At 74.9% G+C, this 15,456-nt stretch carries 18 protein-coding genes; 7 read left to right on the top strand and 11 right to left on the bottom strand.

Annotated elements, in window-relative coordinates; genetic code table 11:
- Positions 1 to 117: 117 nt before the first annotated feature.
- Positions 118 to 759 carry a hypothetical protein gene (locus ACZ6Y7_RS29040; RefSeq protein WP_465760908.1) on the top strand — a complete coding sequence of 214 codons (642 nt, stop codon included), beginning with the start codon at positions 118 to 120 and terminating at the stop codon, positions 757 to 759.
- An 82-nt stretch (positions 760 to 841) separates the two neighbouring features.
- Here ACZ6Y7_RS29040 and ACZ6Y7_RS29035 read toward each other — a convergent pair whose 3' ends face one another.
- Together ACZ6Y7_RS29035 and ACZ6Y7_RS29030 are read right to left on the bottom strand one after the other, a co-directional pair.
- Entirely contained in the window at positions 842 to 1,669 is an 828-nt protein-coding gene (locus ACZ6Y7_RS29035; protein WP_465760907.1) for an LAETG motif-containing sortase-dependent surface protein, read from the bottom strand.
- Between the two features lie 97 nt (positions 1,670 to 1,766).
- Positions 1,767 to 4,001: an MMPL family transporter gene (locus ACZ6Y7_RS29030; protein ID WP_465760906.1), complete on the bottom strand. Its 2,235-nt coding sequence runs from the start codon at positions 3,999 to 4,001 to the stop codon at positions 1,767 to 1,769.
- A 135-nt stretch (positions 4,002 to 4,136) separates the two neighbouring features.
- Here ACZ6Y7_RS29030 and ACZ6Y7_RS29025 point away from each other — a divergent pair, with 135 nt between their 5' ends.
- The 3 genes from ACZ6Y7_RS29025 to ACZ6Y7_RS29015 all read left to right on the top strand — a co-directional run bounded on the left by ACZ6Y7_RS29025 (position 4,137) and on the right by ACZ6Y7_RS29015 (position 6,941).
- Positions 4,137 to 4,877: a TetR/AcrR family transcriptional regulator gene (locus tag ACZ6Y7_RS29025; RefSeq protein ID WP_465760905.1), complete on the top strand. Its 741-nt coding sequence runs from the start codon at positions 4,137 to 4,139 to the stop codon at positions 4,875 to 4,877.
- Between the two features lie 50 nt (positions 4,878 to 4,927).
- The gene (locus ACZ6Y7_RS29020) at positions 4,928 to 6,031 is read left to right on the top strand and encodes a carboxylate-amine ligase (RefSeq protein ID WP_465760904.1); all 1,104 of its coding nucleotides are present in this window, start codon (positions 4,928 to 4,930) and stop codon (positions 6,029 to 6,031) included.
- Positions 6,032 to 6,161: 130 nt separating this feature from the next.
- Complete coding sequence (locus tag ACZ6Y7_RS29015) at positions 6,162 to 6,941, top strand: hypothetical protein (protein WP_465760903.1); 780 nt, start codon at positions 6,162 to 6,164, stop codon at positions 6,939 to 6,941.
- Between the two features lie 85 nt (positions 6,942 to 7,026).
- Here the strand turns inward: ACZ6Y7_RS29015 and ACZ6Y7_RS29010 are convergent, their stop codons facing one another.
- Positions 7,027 to 8,247, bottom strand: coding sequence for a mechanosensitive ion channel family protein (locus ACZ6Y7_RS29010; RefSeq protein WP_465760902.1), 1,221 nt, complete (start codon positions 8,245 to 8,247; stop codon positions 7,027 to 7,029).
- A 401-nt stretch (positions 8,248 to 8,648) separates the two neighbouring features.
- On the opposite strand from ACZ6Y7_RS29010, the gene ACZ6Y7_RS29005 reads away from it, so the two are divergent.
- Positions 8,649 to 9,020 (top strand): PRC-barrel domain-containing protein, encoded by a 372-nt coding sequence (locus tag ACZ6Y7_RS29005; protein WP_465760901.1) that lies wholly within the window; start codon positions 8,649 to 8,651, stop codon positions 9,018 to 9,020.
- Between the two features lie 63 nt (positions 9,021 to 9,083).
- Here the strand turns inward: ACZ6Y7_RS29005 and ACZ6Y7_RS29000 are convergent, their stop codons facing one another.
- The 3 genes from ACZ6Y7_RS29000 to ACZ6Y7_RS28990 form a co-directional block, all read right to left on the bottom strand.
- The gene (locus ACZ6Y7_RS29000) at positions 9,084 to 9,548 is read right to left on the bottom strand and encodes an ATP-binding protein (RefSeq protein ID WP_465760900.1); all 465 of its coding nucleotides are present in this window, start codon (positions 9,546 to 9,548) and stop codon (positions 9,084 to 9,086) included.
- A gap of 146 nt (positions 9,549 to 9,694) precedes the next feature.
- Positions 9,695 to 10,090 carry an STAS domain-containing protein gene (locus ACZ6Y7_RS28995; RefSeq protein ID WP_465760899.1) on the bottom strand — a complete coding sequence of 132 codons (396 nt, stop codon included), beginning with the start codon at positions 10,088 to 10,090 and terminating at the stop codon, positions 9,695 to 9,697.
- Between the two features lie 66 nt (positions 10,091 to 10,156).
- Positions 10,157 to 11,131 carry an RNA polymerase sigma factor SigF gene (locus tag ACZ6Y7_RS28990; protein WP_465760898.1) on the bottom strand — a complete coding sequence of 325 codons (975 nt, stop codon included), beginning with the start codon at positions 11,129 to 11,131 and terminating at the stop codon, positions 10,157 to 10,159.
- A gap of 197 nt (positions 11,132 to 11,328) precedes the next feature.
- Between ACZ6Y7_RS28990 and ACZ6Y7_RS28985 the strand changes: the two genes are divergently transcribed.
- Positions 11,329 to 11,964, top strand: coding sequence for a CatB-related O-acetyltransferase (locus ACZ6Y7_RS28985; RefSeq protein ID WP_465760981.1), 636 nt, complete (start codon positions 11,329 to 11,331; stop codon positions 11,962 to 11,964).
- A 132-nt stretch (positions 11,965 to 12,096) separates the two neighbouring features.
- Here ACZ6Y7_RS28985 and ACZ6Y7_RS28980 read toward each other — a convergent pair whose 3' ends face one another.
- Entirely contained in the window at positions 12,097 to 12,396 is a 300-nt protein-coding gene (locus tag ACZ6Y7_RS28980) for a DUF7701 domain-containing protein (RefSeq protein ID WP_465760897.1), read from the bottom strand.
- Positions 12,393 to 12,962, bottom strand: a complete 570-nt coding sequence (locus ACZ6Y7_RS28975) for a RipA family octameric membrane protein (protein ID WP_465760980.1) — start codon at positions 12,960 to 12,962, stop codon at positions 12,393 to 12,395. The genes ACZ6Y7_RS28980 and ACZ6Y7_RS28975 overlap by 4 nt, the downstream gene beginning before the upstream one ends.
- A 252-nt stretch (positions 12,963 to 13,214) precedes the next feature.
- Here ACZ6Y7_RS28975 and ACZ6Y7_RS28970 point away from each other — a divergent pair, with 252 nt between their 5' ends.
- Positions 13,215 to 14,606, top strand: coding sequence for a uracil-xanthine permease family protein (locus ACZ6Y7_RS28970; protein WP_465760896.1), 1,392 nt, complete (start codon positions 13,215 to 13,217; stop codon positions 14,604 to 14,606).
- A 45-nt stretch (positions 14,607 to 14,651) separates the two neighbouring features.
- Here ACZ6Y7_RS28970 and ACZ6Y7_RS28965 read toward each other — a convergent pair whose 3' ends face one another.
- The 3 genes from ACZ6Y7_RS28965 to ACZ6Y7_RS28955 all read right to left on the bottom strand — a co-directional run bounded on the left by ACZ6Y7_RS28965 (position 14,652) and on the right by ACZ6Y7_RS28955 (position 15,445).
- Positions 14,652 to 14,939, bottom strand: a complete 288-nt coding sequence (locus ACZ6Y7_RS28965) for a hypothetical protein (protein WP_465760895.1) — start codon at positions 14,937 to 14,939, stop codon at positions 14,652 to 14,654.
- 68 nt (positions 14,940 to 15,007) lie between these two features.
- A complete protein-coding gene (locus ACZ6Y7_RS28960) occupies positions 15,008 to 15,220 on the bottom strand; it encodes a DUF397 domain-containing protein (protein WP_465760894.1) in 213 nt (70 codons plus the stop codon).
- 12 nt (positions 15,221 to 15,232) lie between these two features.
- Positions 15,233 to 15,445, bottom strand: a complete 213-nt coding sequence (locus ACZ6Y7_RS28955; RefSeq protein WP_465760893.1) for a DUF397 domain-containing protein — start codon at positions 15,443 to 15,445, stop codon at positions 15,233 to 15,235.
- Between the last annotated feature and the right edge of the window lie 11 nt (positions 15,446 to 15,456).

Raw genomic sequence — 15,456 nt, 5'->3', positions numbered from 1 at the left:
CTCGTCTCCCCGGGCTGGGAGGGTACGACGGATGCGGGCGGAGCGGGAGTTGCCTGCGCGGCCCCTGGGCTGACATATCATCTGTTGATCTTGGACACGAGGAACGGGGAGTTCGGCATGGCCACGCGCATCGGCGCCACCGTACGGGGGTTGGGCATCGGCATCGCGTCGATCGTCCTGGGGAGCGCGCTGAGCGCCTGCGGGTCCAGCCCGATCTCGGGCGACCTGGCCGCCGGCACGCAGAAGTGGCCGGACTTCGGGACCGTGCTGTCCGACAAGGTGGCGCTGAAGCAGACCCTGCCGGGCCGGGCGGCCATGCCCGGCTGGGAGGTGCACAACAACCACGTCTCCGTCGAGGACGGCACCGACGAGGACTGCAAGGGCTGCAAGCTCGACGGCGCCGCCGACTTCGAGAACGGAGCCGTCACGGCCTCGTTCAAGATCACCACTTTCGGCTCCTCGGCCGAGGCGAGCGCGTACCTCGCGAGGACCGCGAAGGAGTTCGAGGACAAGGCCGCCACGACGTCCTCCAAGCTGTCGGTGCCGGCCACCGGCAACGAGACGGTCGCCTACAGCGGCACGTACCACGACAGTCCGCGCAACGTCGTGCTGATGCGGGTGGGCACCACCTTCGCGGGCGTCATGCTGGAGGACTCCTCGGACGTGCCGCAGCTGCAGAAGATGGCGACGATGCTCGCCCGGCGCGTCGAGCAGGCCGCCGCCGGCCGGCCCGTCGACGCCGCGCTCGGCACCGGCTGACCGGCGCGCCCGCGGGCGGGTGCCGTCCCCTCACATGCGGCACCCGCCCGCGCGTCGGCGCGTCGTCAGCGGCGGCGCTCCGTCAGCGGCGGCGGCGTCCGGCGTAGGCGGCGGCGGCGCCGCCGGCGGCGAGCAGCAGCGCGGCGGCCGCCGCGGCGGCGGTCAGCAGGCCGTCGTCGGAGCCGGTGGCGGCCAGCGTCGGGGCGGGCGTGGCCGTCGCCGTGGCCCGGGGCGAGCCGGTGGGGCGGGCCGGGGACGGTGCCGGGGCGGCCGGCGAGGCGTCGCCGCTCGGCGCGGACGTCGGGGACACCGGGGACGTCGGGGAGGCGGGTGCGGCGGTCGGCGTGGGTGCGGCGGTGGTGGGCGTGGCGGTGGTGGGTGTGGCGGTCGGCGTGGGTGCGCAGGCGGTGCCGCCGTTCCAGGAGGCGATCATGAGGCCGGAGAACGGCTCGTCCGGGTAGTGCGGCAGCGGGTGGTCGCTGTCGCCGCCGTCGTACTTCTCACCGACCGAGTAGAGGGCCAACTCGCCGTAGCAGTGCGGCAGGTGGCCGGTGACGTCGAGGGTGTCGCGGTAGTGCTCGCGGGTGAGCGTGGTGGTCGCCCAGCCGAGGAAGGCCTGTCGGCCCGAGGTGGCCCAGGTCGGCCCCTGGGCCTCGTAGGAGCCCAGGGAGACGTGGTAGTCGCAGCCGGCGGTCGGCACGCCGGCCAGGCGGACCTCGACGGTGGCGGACTCGGCGGGCATGGTCGCGCTGTTCGTCCAGTGGGCGCCGCCGTCGACGGAGTACTGGACCGGTGCCCGGCCGCAGTCGGGGGCGGCGTGGGCGGCGGGCGCCGCGGCGAACGTGGCCCCGGCGGTGAGGGCGAGGGCCGTGAGGGCCGGCAGACGGCGCGGGCGCGGGTGCGGGTGCATCGGGAACTGCTCCTGAGGCGTGGATCGGGTGCGGGGATCGCGGGTGCGTGGATCGGGTTCGGTTCGGGTTCGGGGTGCGGGCCGGGCGCGGCGGGGTTCAGCGGGCGCGGGCCGCGGCCGGCGGGGCGGCACCGTCCGGGGCGGCAGGGTCCGGGACGGCGGGGTCGGCGGCGGCGGGGGGCTCGTGGTGGCCGTCGCCCTCGATGTCGACGTGCGGCAGCAGCCGGTCGAGCCACCGGGGCAGCCACCAGTTCCCGTCGCCGAGCAGGACCATGGTGGCGGGCACCAGCAGGCCGCGCACGACGGTGGCGTCCAGGGCGACGGCGGTGGCCAGGCCGATGCCGAACATCTTGACCACCGGGTCGTCGGAGAGCAGGTAGCTCAGGAAGACCGCGACCATGATCAGGGCGGCCGAGCTGATGATCCGTCCGGTGGCGGTGAGGCCGGCCACCACGGCGCGGCGGTTGTCCCGCTCCCGCTGGTAGCCCTCCCGTACGGCGCTGAGCAGGAAGACCTCGTAGTCCATCGACAGGCCGAAGAGCACGGCGAACATCAGCAGGGGCACGTAGCCGGGGACGGGCACCGCGCCGTCCAGGCCGATCAGCCGGGCGCCGTGGCCGTCCTGGAAGACCGCGGTCAGCACGCCGTAGGCGGCGGCGACCGAGACCAGGTTCATCGCGGCCGCCTTCACCGCGACCAGGGGCGCGCGGAAGGCCAGCAGCAGGAGCAGGCCCGCGACGGTCAGCACGAAGCCGACGACCAGCGGCATGCGCTGCGCGATGCGCGCGTTGAGGTCCGCCTGGGCGGCGGGGGTGCCGCCGACGTGCACCGCCTGGCCGGTGCCGGCGGTGGCGGCGGGCAGCACGTCGGCGCGCAGCCGGCGCACGAGCGCGGCGGTGGCGGGGTCGGCGGGGGCGGTGGCCGGGGTGAGCTGCCAGCGGACGGTGCGTCCGTCGGCGGCGAGCGCGGGCGGGCTGACGGCGGCGACGCCCTCGGCGGTGCGCAGCGCGGTGGTCACGGTCGCGGTACGCGGGTCGGCGGAGCCGGGGGTGGCCGGGGTGGGCAGGACGTCGACGACCTGGAGGGTGCCGTTGGCGCCCGGTCCGAAGGCGGCGGCCATCCGCTCGTAGGCGGTGCGGCTCATGCTGCCCGCGGCCTTGCTGCCGGCGTCGAGCTGGCCGAGGTGGAGGCCGGCGGCCGGGGCGGCGAGGGCGGTGAGCAGGGCCAGGCCGGCCAGCAGCAGGGACCAGGGCCGGGCCGCGACCAGGGTGGCGATCCGGCCCCAGCCGCGCGGGCGCCCGGCGGGGGCGGGAGTGGCGGCCTTGGGGCTCAGGCGGCGCCCCAGCAGGACGAGGGTGGCGGGCAGCAGGGTGAGGTTGACGCCCAGCGCGGTCAGGACGGCGATCGCGGGGGCCAGGGCCAGGGCGTACAGCAGCGGCAGGCCGCCCAGGGCCAGTCCGGCGAGCGCGGCGACGACGGCGCTGCCGGCGAAGGCGACGGACTTGCCGGAACCGGCGGTGGTGCGCACGGCGGCGTCCTCGATCCCGACTCCGGCGGCGCGCAGGTCCCGGAACCGGGTGAGGCCGAAGAGGGTGTAGTCGATGCCGACGCCCAGGCCGATCATGGCGGCGATGGTCTCGCCGGCTTCGGGCACGTCCATCAGGTGGCCGGCCAGGCCGAGGACGGGCAGGGCGATGGCGAGCCCGACCACGCCGGCGAGCAGCGGCAGGGCGGCGGCGAGCAGGCCGCCGAGGGTGAGGGTGAGGATCACCAGGGCGGCGGCCAGGCCGATGGCCTCGCTGCGGCCGGTGCTGCCCTTGTCGACCGCGGCGGCGAGGTAGCCGCCGGGGGTGACCTCGATGCCGGCGGCGGTGGCCGGGGCGGCCGCGGCGAGCACGGCGTCGGTCGTCGCGGGGGTCACCTCCCGTCCGGAGACGTCGAGTTCGACCGAGAGGTAGGCGGTGTGGCCGTCGGCGCTCATGGCCGCGGCGCCGGCCGGGTCGTAGGGCGTGGTGACGGCGACGACGTGCGGCACCGTCGCGACGGCCGCGGCCGCGCTGCGGACCGCGGCGGCGGAGGCGGGGGCGGTGAGCGCGGCGGCGGCCTCGGGGGTGTGCAGCAGGACGGGCTGCTTGCCGGAGGCCGGGGCGGGGAACGCGCGGTCGGCGATGTCCTTGGCGGCCTGGCTGTCGCTGCCGGGGATGGAGACGGCCTCGCTGGTGACGCGGCCGAAGACGGCGAGGGCGGCGAGCGCGGCGGCGGCCAGCAGCAGCCAGGCCGCGAGGACGCGCTTGGGTCTGCGGGCGCACCAGCGCCCCACAGTGGTGAACATCGGCGGCGGACGGCCCTTCTCGTGCGGCGGGCGGCGCGCGACGGGCCCCCGGCCGAAACTTATTGCACTCCCCGTGCAATGCGTACACTTGCACTCGCGGTGCAAGAAAGTCAACGAGAGGGCGAGGGGGCCCACGTGAAACGGACCGAAACCGCCGCGCCCGTCCCCGACGGGCGCACGGAACGCGGGCGGCAGACCCGCGAGAAGATCGCCGACGCGGTGCTGTCGCTGCTCGACGAGAACCAGGCGCACTTCCCCGCCGACAAGGTGGCCGAGCGGGCGGGCGTCTCACGCCGGCTGGTCTTCCACCACTTCGCCGACATGGCCGAGCTGGCCGAGGTCGCCGTCAACCGGCGTCTGGAGCAGCTCGCCGCCCAGATCCGGCCGTTGCCCACCGAAGGGCCGCGCGAGCTGCGGGTGGCGGCCATCACCGAACAGCGCGCCCGCATCCTGGAGGGCGTCACCCCGGCCAGGCTCGCCATCATGCGCCTGGAGAACCCGTCCCCGCGGGTCCAGCAGGCCGTCCGGCAGATGCTGGACTTCGCCCGGCTGCGGCTCACCCAGGTCTTCGCCGCGGAACTCGACCCGCTGCCCGAGCCCGCCCGCACCGACCTGCTCAACGCCCTGGACGCGGTCACCACCTGGAGCGCCTGGCACCACTGGCGCGGCTGCGGCCTGGACGTCGAACAGGCCCGGCACACCATGGCCGCCGCCGTGCACGCACTGCTGGCCGGCGGCGGGGCGGGGGCGGCGGCGGGGGCGGGCGACGGAACCGGGGCGGAGGCGGAGGCGGACGCGGGCGGCGGAACCGGGGCGGACGCGGGGGCGACGGCGGATGCGGGCGGCGGAACCGGGGCGGACGCCGACGCCCGGTGATCGGCCACGCCGGGAGCGTACGACCGGCGCCCGGGGGTAGCCGGAGCAGCATGCTGACACTCGGAGTCGAGGAAGAGTACCTGCTGGTCGACCCCCGGGACGGCACCCCGCTGCCGCGGGCCGCCGAGGTCCTGGCCACCGCCTCCCGGGCGCCCGCGCTGCGCCCCGCGGAGGCCCAGCACGAGCTGCTGCAGGTCCAGGTGGAGAGCGCGACCCCGGTCTGCGAGGACCTGGCGGGCGTCTCGCGCCACCTCACCCGGGTGCGCGCCGGACTCAGCGCGGCCGCCGCCCGGCACGGCTGCCGGCTCGTCCCGGCCGGCTCCTCCCCCTTCGGGCCGCCCGGCCCGGTGCCGGTCACGGACACCGCGCGCTACCGGCGGGCCCAGCGCCAGGCGCCCGCCCTGGTGGACGACCTGATGCTGAACGGCATGCACGTCCACGTCGGCGTCCCCGACGAGGAGGAACGCCTGGGCGCCCTGGTACGGCTGCGCCCGTGGCTGCCGGTGCTCATCGCGCTCGGCGCCAACTCGCCCTACTGGCGCGGCGGGGACACCCGCTTCGCCAGCTGGCGCACGGTCCACTTCGACCAGTGGGCGGTCAGCGGCCCGCCGCCCGCCTTCCGCGACGCCGCCGACTACCGGCGGCGGGTGGCGGCCCTGCGCACCGCCGGGGCGATCTCCGACGCCGGCCAGCTCTACTGGCACGCCCGGCTGTCCGAGCGCTACCCGACGGTCGAGGTGCGCGCGATGGACGTCCAGCTCACGGTGGCCGACGCCGAGCTGTTCGCCGGCCTGGTCCGGGCCCTGGTCACCACCGCCGTCCTGGCCGAACGGGCCGGACTCCCCCGCCCGGACACCCCCGACGAACTGCTGCGCGCCGCCACCTGGCACGCCGCCCGCACCGGCCTGCACGGCCGGCTGGTCTCCCCCACCGACGGCAGCGCCCGCCCGGCCGCGACCGTGGTCGAGGAGCTGCGCGCCCACCTCGCCCCCGGCCTGGAAGCGACCGGCGACACCGGCCGGGTGGCCGGGCTGTGGTGGGGCTTCGAGCGCACCGGCAACGGTGCCGACCGCCAGCGCCGCTGGTTCCGGGAGCACGGCCGGGAGGGCCTGGCCGAACGGCTGGCGGGATCCACGGTGACCCGTACGCCGTGAGCCGCGGCCCGGACCGGGTCGGGCCGGGCTGACGGGGCTGACGGGGCTGACGGGCCGGGTCGGCCGGGCTGGGCGATTCGCACCGTTCCGTCCCGGTTCGACCCCTCCGGGTGAGGGCACATGCAGACGTATGGGCGAACGACAGCACGAACCGGGGCTCGTGGCCGACGCGGCCGAGGCCCGGAGGCTGACCGACGAGCTGCGGGCGGCGGTGGCGGATCCGCGCACCTCCGCCCTGGTGCTGACCCGCGCGGTGCGCGCCGCGCACCGCGCTCGGGTCTGGACGGCGCTCGGCTCCCCCACCTGGGGCGCCTACGCCATGACGGAGCTCGGCCTCTCCCGTCCCACGGCCTACCGGCTGCTGGACCTCGCGGCGGTGGCCGAGGCCATCGAGGAGGCCGTGGAACGCGAGGCCGGGCCCACGCTCTCCCACGTCTGGGACTCCTGGCCGGTGCTCTCCGTCCAGGCCGTGGTCGACCTGCGCGGCCGGCTGGCCGAGCTCACCGACCTGATCGCCGAACGGCTGGCCCGGGTCCGCGTGGAGGCCGGCGACGCTCCGGTGGACGCCGCCCTGGTCGGTGCCGCCGTCGCCGACGCGGTCACCGAACTCCGCGAACGCCCGGACGTCCCGCCCATCGACCTCCAGGGCGTCCGGACCCCCGAGGGCCACGACGTCGAGGCCTGGCGGGCCCTCGTCGCCCGCGGCCTGGGCGCGCAGCAGCGGATGCTGGGCGGCTTCCGGGAGCTGGGCCTGCTCGCCCTGCGGGTCGCCCCCGGCTACGTCCCGGACCGCGACGCCGAAGGCGTCCTGCACCTGCTGGGCAAGGAGATCGGCAGCACCTGCGAGGAGCTGCTGGCCTGCCGCCGCTACGCGCTGACCGGCGACGCCCGCGCGGTCGAGGGGCGCTGAGAGCCGGGGCTGAGAGCCGGGGCGGTGACCGTCGGGGCGGACGGCCGCGGCGGCCACCGGCGCGCAGCCGGCACCGTCGGGGCGGTCACCGGCGCGGCCGGCTCCACGGCGGGCGGGGCGCGTCGGCCGCGGCCCGGGGGTCCGGGACCTCCGCGGCACCCCTGGCGTCCGGCTCGTCCGGGTCGTTCCAGGCGCCCTCGGCGGCGTTCCAGGCGCCCTCGGCGGCGTCCCGGGCGCCCTCGGCGGCGTCCCGCAGGTCCCGGCCGTCCGGGTGCCGGCCGGGAGCCTCGGCCACGGACAGCCGGGGCAGCGCGTACGGGTGGTGGTCGCGCAGGAAGCCGATCAGGTGCTCGCGCAGCTCGCAGCGCAGCGTGAAGGCGTCGGCACCGTTCGCCGCAGTGGCCAGCACCCGGACCACGATCGTGCTCGGAGTGGTGTCGACCACCTGCAGGGCGCTGCCCTCGCCGTCCCACAGCTCGCTCTTCGCCAGGAAGGCCTCGAACTCCTCGCGCAGCAGGGCCACCGGGGCCCGGTGGTCGAGGTGGAGCAGCGCGGTGCCGGTGATCCGGCTGGAACGGCGCGACCAGTTCTCGAACGGGCGGCCCGCGAAGTACGACATCGGCATCACCAGCCGCCGCTGGTCCCAGGTCTCGATCACCACCGCCGTCAGGGTGAGCTCCTCCACCGTCCCCCACTCGCCGCCCACCACGACCACGTCCCCGATCCGGGCGAGGTCGCCGAAGGCCATCTGGACCCCGGCGAACACGTTGGCCAGGGTGCTCTGCGCCGCCACCCCGGCCACCACGCCGGCCAGACCGGCCGAGGCCAGCAGACTCGTGCCGATGCCGCGCACCGCCGGGAAGGTCATCAGGACCGCCGCCAGCGTCACCACCGCGACCACCGCCTGCCCGATCCGGCCCAGCAGGCCGGCCTGGGTGCGGGCCCGCCCGGCCCACGCCGGGTCCCGGCGGTGGACGGCCAGCCGCAGCGCGCTGTCCACGAGCAGCGCCACCACCCGGGCGCACAGCCACCCCCCGGCGGCGATCGCCAGGACCACGGCCAGATGGCGAAGCCCCTCCTGTGCCGCGGGCGGCGCGGCGACCCACGGCAGCGCGCCGAGCAGCAGCAGGCACGCCGTCAGCGCCAGGATCGGCAGCCGGCACCTGCGCACCAGCAGCGGCACCCCGCCGCTGGCGCCGCGCAGGACCAGCCGCCGCACCGCCACCTGCACGGCCCGGTCCAGGCCGTACGCGACGAGGACCGCCACGGCACCCGCGAGCGCCAGGCGTACCAGACTCCACCACATCGTCGGTTCTTCCCTTCTGCCCTGGGGTCAGGGGGTCGGGGGTCGTCTGTCCCGAAGGGGCGCGGGCATTCCTGCCCGTCGTGGGCGGCCCGGGGCGCCGGGGCGCGGGCCGAACCGGGGAACGGGCCAGGGGCGGCCGGGCCCGTGCGGGCGGCAGGCCGGGGAGCGGAAGGCCCGGCGGGCAGGGGGCTGGGGGGACGGGGGGATCAGGGGGTCGTCTGTCCCGAAGGAGCGCGGGCATTCCTGCCCGCCGTGGGCGGCCCCGGGCGGGCAGGAACGCGGCGTGGGTGTTTCCGTCCGGAGGTGGGTGGCATGGAAGCGGCGGGCGGGGGCAGCCGGTCTGCGTGTTTGCGTCGGACCGGGCATCCGGCCCGGCCCGCGGCCACGGAAGGGAGCAGGGCATGAGTGACCACGCCGGTATCTGGGAGTTCCGCGACGCCTCCGGTCACACCGCCGGCACCGACCTCATCGGGTTCCACGTGGAGGCCGAGGACGGTCCGATCGGCAAGGTGGACAAGCTGTCCGAGGAGGTGGACGCGCAGTACCTGGTGGTCGACACCGGTCCGTGGATCTTCGGCAAGCGGGTGCTGCTGCCGGCCGGCACCGTCGCCCGGATCGAGATCGGTGAGCAGAAGGTGTACGTGGACCGGACCAAGGAGGAGATCCGCAACAGCCCCGATCTCGACGAGGGCCGGGACTGGGCGGAGCCGGACGTCCGCGACCTGTACGCGCTGTACTACGGACCGTTCTACGGCAACGGCCGCATCCGCTGACCCGCGTCCGAACGCACCGCCGCCCCGCGTCACGGCCACGGCCGTCCGCGGGGCGGCGGCGGGTCAGTCGCCGGTGAGGCGGAGGGCGTCGAACTCGGCCCAGATGGTCTTGCCCTGGCTGTGCGGTTCGGCGTCCCAGCGGTCGGCGATGCGCTGGACGATGACCAGGCCGTGGCCGCCGGGCAGGGCCGGCCGGTGGGGCATCCGCGGGGCGGGCATGGCCGGGCTGCGGTCGCTGACCTCGATCCGCAGCCGGGCCCGGGTGGCGTCCAGGACCAGTTCCAGCGGCCCGTCGCCGTGCAGCATGGCGTTGGCCACCAGTTCCGCCACCAGCAGGACGACGTCCGCGGCGACGCCCTCGCCCGTGCAGGCGTACCAGTCGTCCAGGGCCCCGGCCGTGAAGGTCCTGGCGCGGGCGACCGGCTTCGGGAGCCCGGCCAGCGTGAGTCTGCGGCGCTGGCCGCCGACGGGCAGGGCCGGCCCGGCCCGGTACGGGTCTCCGTCCAGGGTTCCCCGGCTCATCGTCATCTGAGGGCACCCCTTCGGATCGACGGCGGTCTGTCGCATGGTCGGTTTCCCGGCACTTTCGGGATTATGCACCCGCCGGGCCCCGGACCGTGTCCCGAACGGCACAACCCCGTGGGCCCCGGCGGACGACCCCGGCAGGCGCCGGCTCAGGCCGCCAGGGCCGCGTCGACGGACGGGTGGAGGGAGAACACCGCGTGCGCGCCGGTCAGTTCGAGGACCCGCATGACGGTGGGCGGGACCGCCGCCAGGTGCAGGGCCACCCCCTCCTGCTCCGCGGCCAGCCGCGTCTTGAGCAGCAGGTTCAGACCGGAGGAGTCGCAGAAGCCGACGCCGGACAGGTCGACCACCACCGCGCGGGGGCCCTGGGCCACCAGGGCCGCGAGCGTCCGGGCGGCCGGGGCGAGGTTCTCGATGTCGAGGTCGCCGGCCAGCGCGCACACCTCCGCCCCGCCCGCCCCGGGGCGGACCTTCACGGTCGCTTCCCCCGGGGCCGGGATGGCTTCCAGCACGCGCTCTGCCTGGTCGTTGTCGGATGGCGTCATCGTCGTCCCCTCCATGTCCGTGCCCTCCGACCTTACGGAGATCCCGCCCGTCGGCCAAGCAGGGGGTCAGCCTTCCTCCAGTCCCTCGCGCAGGTGCCGTAGGGTACGCCCGAGCAGCCGGGAGACGTGCATCTGGGACAGCCCGAGCCGGGCGCCGATCTGGGACTGCGTCATGTCCTCGCAGAAGCGCATCGACAGGATGAGCCGGTCGCGTTCGGGAAGCGCGGCGATCAGCGGCTTGAGCGCCACCAGGTTCTCGACCAGGTCGAGCTCCGGGTCGTCGCCGCCCAGGCGCTCGGCCAGCGGGCCGGGGCGGTCGTCGTCCTCCGTGCCGGTGTCCAGCGAACCGGCGGTGTGCCCGTTCGCGGCGGTCAGGCCCTCGACCACCTCCTCCTCGGACAGGTTCAGGCGCTCGGCCAGTTCGGCCACCGTGGGGGCCCGGTCCAGTTCCTGCGCGAGGCTGTCCTGGGCCTTGGCCAGGACGATGCGCAGCTCCTGGAGGCGGCGCGGCACGTGGACGGCCCAGGTGGTGTCGCGGAAGTGGCGGCGGATCTCGCCGAGGACGGTCGGCAGGGCGAAGCTGGTGAACTCGACGCCGTGGTCCGGGTCGAAGCGGTCGATGGCCTTGATCAGGCCGACCGCGCCGACCTGCAGCAGGTCCTCCTGCGGCTCCCGGTGCGTGGTGAAGCGGCGGATCGCGAACCGCACCAGGGACAGGTTCATCTCCACCAGGGTGGCGCGGACGTAGGAGTACTCCCGGGTGCCCTCCTCCAGCGTGCCGAGGCGGCGCAGCAGGACCCGGGTGAGCTCCCGCGCGTCGGCCGGGGCGATCTCCCGCGGGTCCTCGACCGCGGCGAGCTGGGGCGGGAGCAGCTCCCGCAGGCCCGCGGCGGACCCGGCGGGCGCGGGGGGCTGCGGGGGCACGGCGGGCGGGGACGGCGGCTCTCCGGCCGACGGGCCGGCCACCGACGGGAGAGCCGCCGACGAGAGGTCCGTCGACGGGTCGGCGCAGACGGTCGGTTCACCAGTGGTCACGGCCATGGGAGTCCCTTCCTCGTGTCGACACGGTCGAACGCCCTGGCTACCCCGTCCCGGCCGATCGATGCGACCACCTTAGGTGGAGGTTTCGTGAAACCCGTCCGGGGACCGGGTGGACGGCGGGCGGACCGGCTGCCGGAAGGCCCCGGCCCGGTGGATCATGGAGCGTCCCGCCGCCGATCCGAGAGCGTGCCGCCGTGATCCCCGCCGTGCCCGACCCGACCGTGCTGCACCCCTTCCCCGCGCAGCCCCGGGTGGTGCTCCTCAAGCCGCTGGTCACCTCGCCGCTGATCGAGGTCGGCGAGTACTCGTACTACGACGACCCCGACGACCCGACGGCGTTCGAGACCCGCAACGTGCTGTACCACTACGGGCCGGAGAAGCTCGTCATCGGCAAGTTCTGCGCCCTCGCCACCGGGGTCCGGTTCATCCTGAACGGCGCCAACCACCGGATGGACGGCCCCTCGACCTTCCCGTTCCCGATCATGGGCGGTGCCTGGGCCGAGCATCTGGACCTGATCACCGGCCTGCCGGGGCGCGGCGACACCGTGGTCGGCCACGACGTGTGGCTCGGCCACGGCGTCACCGTCATGCCCGGGGTGCGCATCGGCCACGGCGCGATCGTCGCCGCCGGGTCCGTCGTCACCTCCGACGTCCCGGACTACGCCGTCGTCGGCGGCAACCCGGCCCGGGTGCTCCGGCTGCGCTACCCGGAGGCGGACATCGCCCGGCTGCTCGCGCTCGCCTGGTGGCACTGGCCCGCCGAGCACCTCACCCGCCACCTGCGCACCGTGATGTCCGGCACCGTCGACGACCTGGAGGCCGCCGCGCCCTGAACCCCGGGCCGTGGCCGGGGGTCGGGGCGCGGGCCCGCGGGTCGCCGGTCAGGCGGTGGGGTCAGGCCGTCGGGCGGTGGGCCCGCGGTCACCGGTCAGGGGCGGGGTCACGGCGCCGGTCAGGGTGCGGGGTCAGGCCGTCGGGTGGTGGAGGCGGCGGGCGGCGGTGCGGATGGCGCGGGTGTAGGGGGCGTCCAGGGCGCGGGTCGGCGCGTCGAGCTCGTCGAAGGCCACCAGCGACTTGTGGCTGTCGTCGGTGGACTGCGCCCAGGCGGTCCAGGCGTTGTGGACGTCCTCGTCGGTGACCTGCTCGCCCTTGGCCTGGAGCAGGACGGCGTAGATCCGGAAGAGGTCGTCGGAGCCCGCGGGAGGTCTCGCCTCCGTGGGCAGGCAGGCGCGGATGAGGTCGGCGATCGGATCGAGGTGGCTCATGACGCCAGTGTGCCGGTGACCAGGGTGCCGGTGAGCAGGATCAGATGGGCTGCCGCGAAGACCACCGGCACCGCCCGCTCGCTGGTGCCCAGTTCGGTGTAGTGCTTGTGCCAGCGGCCGCTGCGGGTGAGGTTCCTGAGGGACTGCCACTCGTCGGTGTAGATCCGCGCCGCGAGCTGCGCCTCCAGCTCGTTGATGACCGCGAACTTGGCGCCGTTGAGGTCCCTGTAGCTGCGCAGCTGCATCCACCAGGCGACGGAGAGGGTGAGGCCGGCCAGCGCGACGGCCGTCGACACCCACCAGGGGGACTCGGAGAGCTTGGGGATGCCGAAGCCTATGAGGGTGACCAGGGCGGTCTGCACGGACAGGAAGAAGGTGTTGGCGGTGCCCCGGCGGGCCGAGACCCGGTCGGCCATCTCCACGGCGAGCTTGTAGAGCTCCAGCAGCTCGTCCTGGCGGGCCTGGACGTTCTGGAGGTCCCGGCAGCCCTGGCAGGTGGGGCAGCTCTGGCAGCTCCGGTGGTTCGGGAGGTTCGGGTGGTGCGGGCAGGTCGGCTGCGGCGGCACGGTCAACGCGGCTCCCTCCGGCGGGCGGGCGGCGGGGACGGACCGTTCGGACACGGTGGCGCCCCGTCGTTGCCTGATGCGACGTCACTTTCCCTGCGGGGGGTCCGTTCTACCGGCCGGGCCGGGCGGCGGGGTCTGGAGCGGGTGCGGGGCGGCGCTCGCGGGGGCGGGGCGGGTGATCGTCCGGGCGCCCCCGGACACCAGAATGGTGCCGGAAGTTCCTCGGAAGTACAGAGAAAGCGAAGTCTCACCATGGATCTCGGCGTGCGCTGGAAGCTGCACGGTGACGGGCGCACGCCCGCGCCGGGGGCGGTGGTCCGCCCCGACGAACGGCTCTCCTGGCCCCGCACGGTAGGGCTCGGCGCCCAGCACGTGGTGGCGATGTTCGGGGCGAGCTTCGTGGCGCCCGTGCTGATGGGCCTCGACCCGAACCTCGCGATCATGATGTCCGGCGTGGCGACCGTGATCTTCCTGCTGGCCACCCGCGGCCGGGTGCCCAGCTACCTGGGCTGCTCACTGTCCTTCGTCGGCGTCGCCGCGGTGATCCGGGCGCAGGGCGGCACCAGCGCGACGGTGACCGGCGCGGTGTTCGTGGTCGGCGTGGCGCTGTTCCTGGTGGGCGTGGCGGTCCAGCGGTTCGGGGCGCGGATCATCCACGCGGCGATGCCGCCGATCGTCACCGGCGCGGTCGTCATGCTGATCGGCTTCAACCTGGCCCCGGTGACGGCCTCCACGTACTGGCCGCAGGACCAGTGGACGGCGCTGCTGGTGATGCTGTTCACCGGGTTGGCCGTGGTGGGCCTGCGCGGCTTCTGGTCGCGGGTGGCGATCTTCCTGGGGCTGGTCTTCGGGTACGGGATCTCCTGGCTGTTCGACCGGGTCTTCGGCAAGATCCACTCGGTCGACGCGAGCGGCCACCTCACCGACCACTGGCGCCTGGACCTGTCCGGCGTCGGCAAGGCCGACTGGGTCGGCCTGCCCACCCTGCACGGCCCGTCCTTCCAGTGGTCGGCGATCCTGGTCGCCCTGCCCGTGGTGATCGCCCTGGTCGCCGAGAACGCCGGCCACGTCAAGGCCGTCGGCGAGATGACCGGCACCAGCCTGGACGACAAGCTCGGCACCGCGATCTCGGCGGACGGCGTGGCCTCCATGCTCTCCACCGCCGTCGGCGGGCCGCCGAACACCACGTACTCGGAGAACATCGGCGTGATGGCCGCGACCCGGGTCTACTCCACCGCCGCGTACTGGACGGCGGCCGGCTTCGCCCTGCTGTTCGGCCTGTGCCCCAAGTTCGGCGCCGTCGTCGCCGCGATCCCCGGCGGGGTGCTCGGCGGCATCACCGTCATCCTGTACGGCATGATCGGCCTGCTCGGCGCGCAGATCTGGACCAAGTCCGGCGTGGACCTGCGCAACCCGCTCAACCTGGTCCCCGCCGCGGCGGGCATCATCATCGGCGTCGGCAACGTGACGATGAAGTTCACCGACACCTTCACCCTCAGCGGCATCGCCCTGGGCACCCTGGTCGTCATCACCGGCTACCACGCCCTACGGGCCCTCGCCCCGGCGCACCTCAAGACGCAGGAACCACTGCTGGACGAGGGCACCTCGTCGTACGACGAGCAGCCGTCGGCCGACGAGTCGTAAGGATGCCCCGGCGGACGCGGGCCGCGAGCCCGCGTCCGCCGGGGTCTAGCGCTCCTGACGCGCGAGCCACTCGCGCGTCTTGCGCTGCATCTCGTTCAGCCTGGCCATGGTCTCGGGGTAGATCGGCGCCGTACTCTCCTCGACCACCTGCGGATTCTGCCGCGCCTGCGGGAGCAACTCCTCGTAACGGGCATCCCCTGGCACGAACTTGTGCCAGCCGTCGTAGAAGTAGCCCTCCGGGGCCTTTCCCCCGTACTGCTGCCAGATGGTGACGCCATCGGCGCCGAGCATCGGGTTCCCAGTGACGTGGTAGCTCTCAGAATGCTCGCTCAAGATGATCCCCCAGTAGAGACGTCCGCAGGCCCGGACCGCGCGGGAGCGGTCCGGGCCTGCGGCTCTGCTCAGACGTCGCCGAACTCGCCGCCACGGACAGCGGCGACGAACGACGCCCAGGCCTCGGCGGCGAAGACGAGCGCCGGGCCGTGGGGGTCCTTTGAGTCACGGACGGGCATCAGCTCAGCAGAGCCTCGCGCGATCTCAAGGCAGTCACCGCCCTGCTGGCTGTAGCTGCTCTTGAACCAGGCAGCGCCAGTCAAGTCCACGCGATCGGCCATGACCTTCTCCTCTCAGACCTCACCGAACTCGCCGCTACGGACAGCGGCGACGAACGACGCCCAGGCCTCGGCGGGGAAGACCAGGGCCGGCCCCTGGGGGTCCTTGGAATCGCGGACCGGCATCACACCAGGGAAGCCGAGAGCGACTTCGACGCAGCTACCACCGTTGTTGCTATGGCTGCTCTTGAACCACGCGGCGCCGGACAGGTCCAGACGATCAGCCACGACGTTCCCCT

Source organism: Kitasatospora sp. NPDC053308, assembly GCF_055585785.1.
The sequence above is the reverse complement of the archived record's forward strand: the minus strand, read 5'-3'. Positions and strand labels throughout refer to the sequence as shown.

Excerpts from the sequence above, each read along its gene's own strand:
- ACZ6Y7_RS29040 (WP_465760908.1), top strand. The coding sequence starts at position 118 with ATGGCCACGCGCATCGGCGCCACCGTACGGGGGTTGGGCATCGGCATC.
- ACZ6Y7_RS29035 (WP_465760907.1), bottom strand. The coding sequence starts at position 1,669 with ATGCACCCGCACCCGCGCCCGCGCCGTCTGCCGGCCCTCACGGCCCTC.
- ACZ6Y7_RS29030 (WP_465760906.1), bottom strand. The coding sequence starts at position 4,001 with ATGTTCACCACTGTGGGGCGCTGGTGCGCCCGCAGACCCAAGCGCGTC.
- ACZ6Y7_RS29020 (WP_465760904.1), top strand. The coding sequence starts at position 4,928 with ATGCTGACACTCGGAGTCGAGGAAGAGTACCTGCTGGTCGACCCCCGG.
- ACZ6Y7_RS29015 (WP_465760903.1), top strand. The coding sequence starts at position 6,162 with ATGGGCGAACGACAGCACGAACCGGGGCTCGTGGCCGACGCGGCCGAG.
- ACZ6Y7_RS29010 (WP_465760902.1), bottom strand. The coding sequence starts at position 8,247 with ATGTGGTGGAGTCTGGTACGCCTGGCGCTCGCGGGTGCCGTGGCGGTC.
- ACZ6Y7_RS29005 (WP_465760901.1), top strand. The coding sequence starts at position 8,649 with ATGAGTGACCACGCCGGTATCTGGGAGTTCCGCGACGCCTCCGGTCAC.
- ACZ6Y7_RS29000 (WP_465760900.1), bottom strand. The coding sequence starts at position 9,548 with ATGACGATGAGCCGGGGAACCCTGGACGGAGACCCGTACCGGGCCGGG.
- ACZ6Y7_RS28995 (WP_465760899.1), bottom strand. The coding sequence starts at position 10,090 with ATGACGCCATCCGACAACGACCAGGCAGAGCGCGTGCTGGAAGCCATC.
- ACZ6Y7_RS28990 (WP_465760898.1), bottom strand. The coding sequence starts at position 11,131 with ATGGCCGTGACCACTGGTGAACCGACCGTCTGCGCCGACCCGTCGACG.
- ACZ6Y7_RS28980 (WP_465760897.1), bottom strand. The coding sequence starts at position 12,396 with ATGAGCCACCTCGATCCGATCGCCGACCTCATCCGCGCCTGCCTGCCC.
- ACZ6Y7_RS28970 (WP_465760896.1), top strand. The coding sequence starts at position 13,215 with ATGGATCTCGGCGTGCGCTGGAAGCTGCACGGTGACGGGCGCACGCCC.
- ACZ6Y7_RS28960 (WP_465760894.1), bottom strand. The coding sequence starts at position 15,220 with ATGGCCGATCGCGTGGACTTGACTGGCGCTGCCTGGTTCAAGAGCAGC.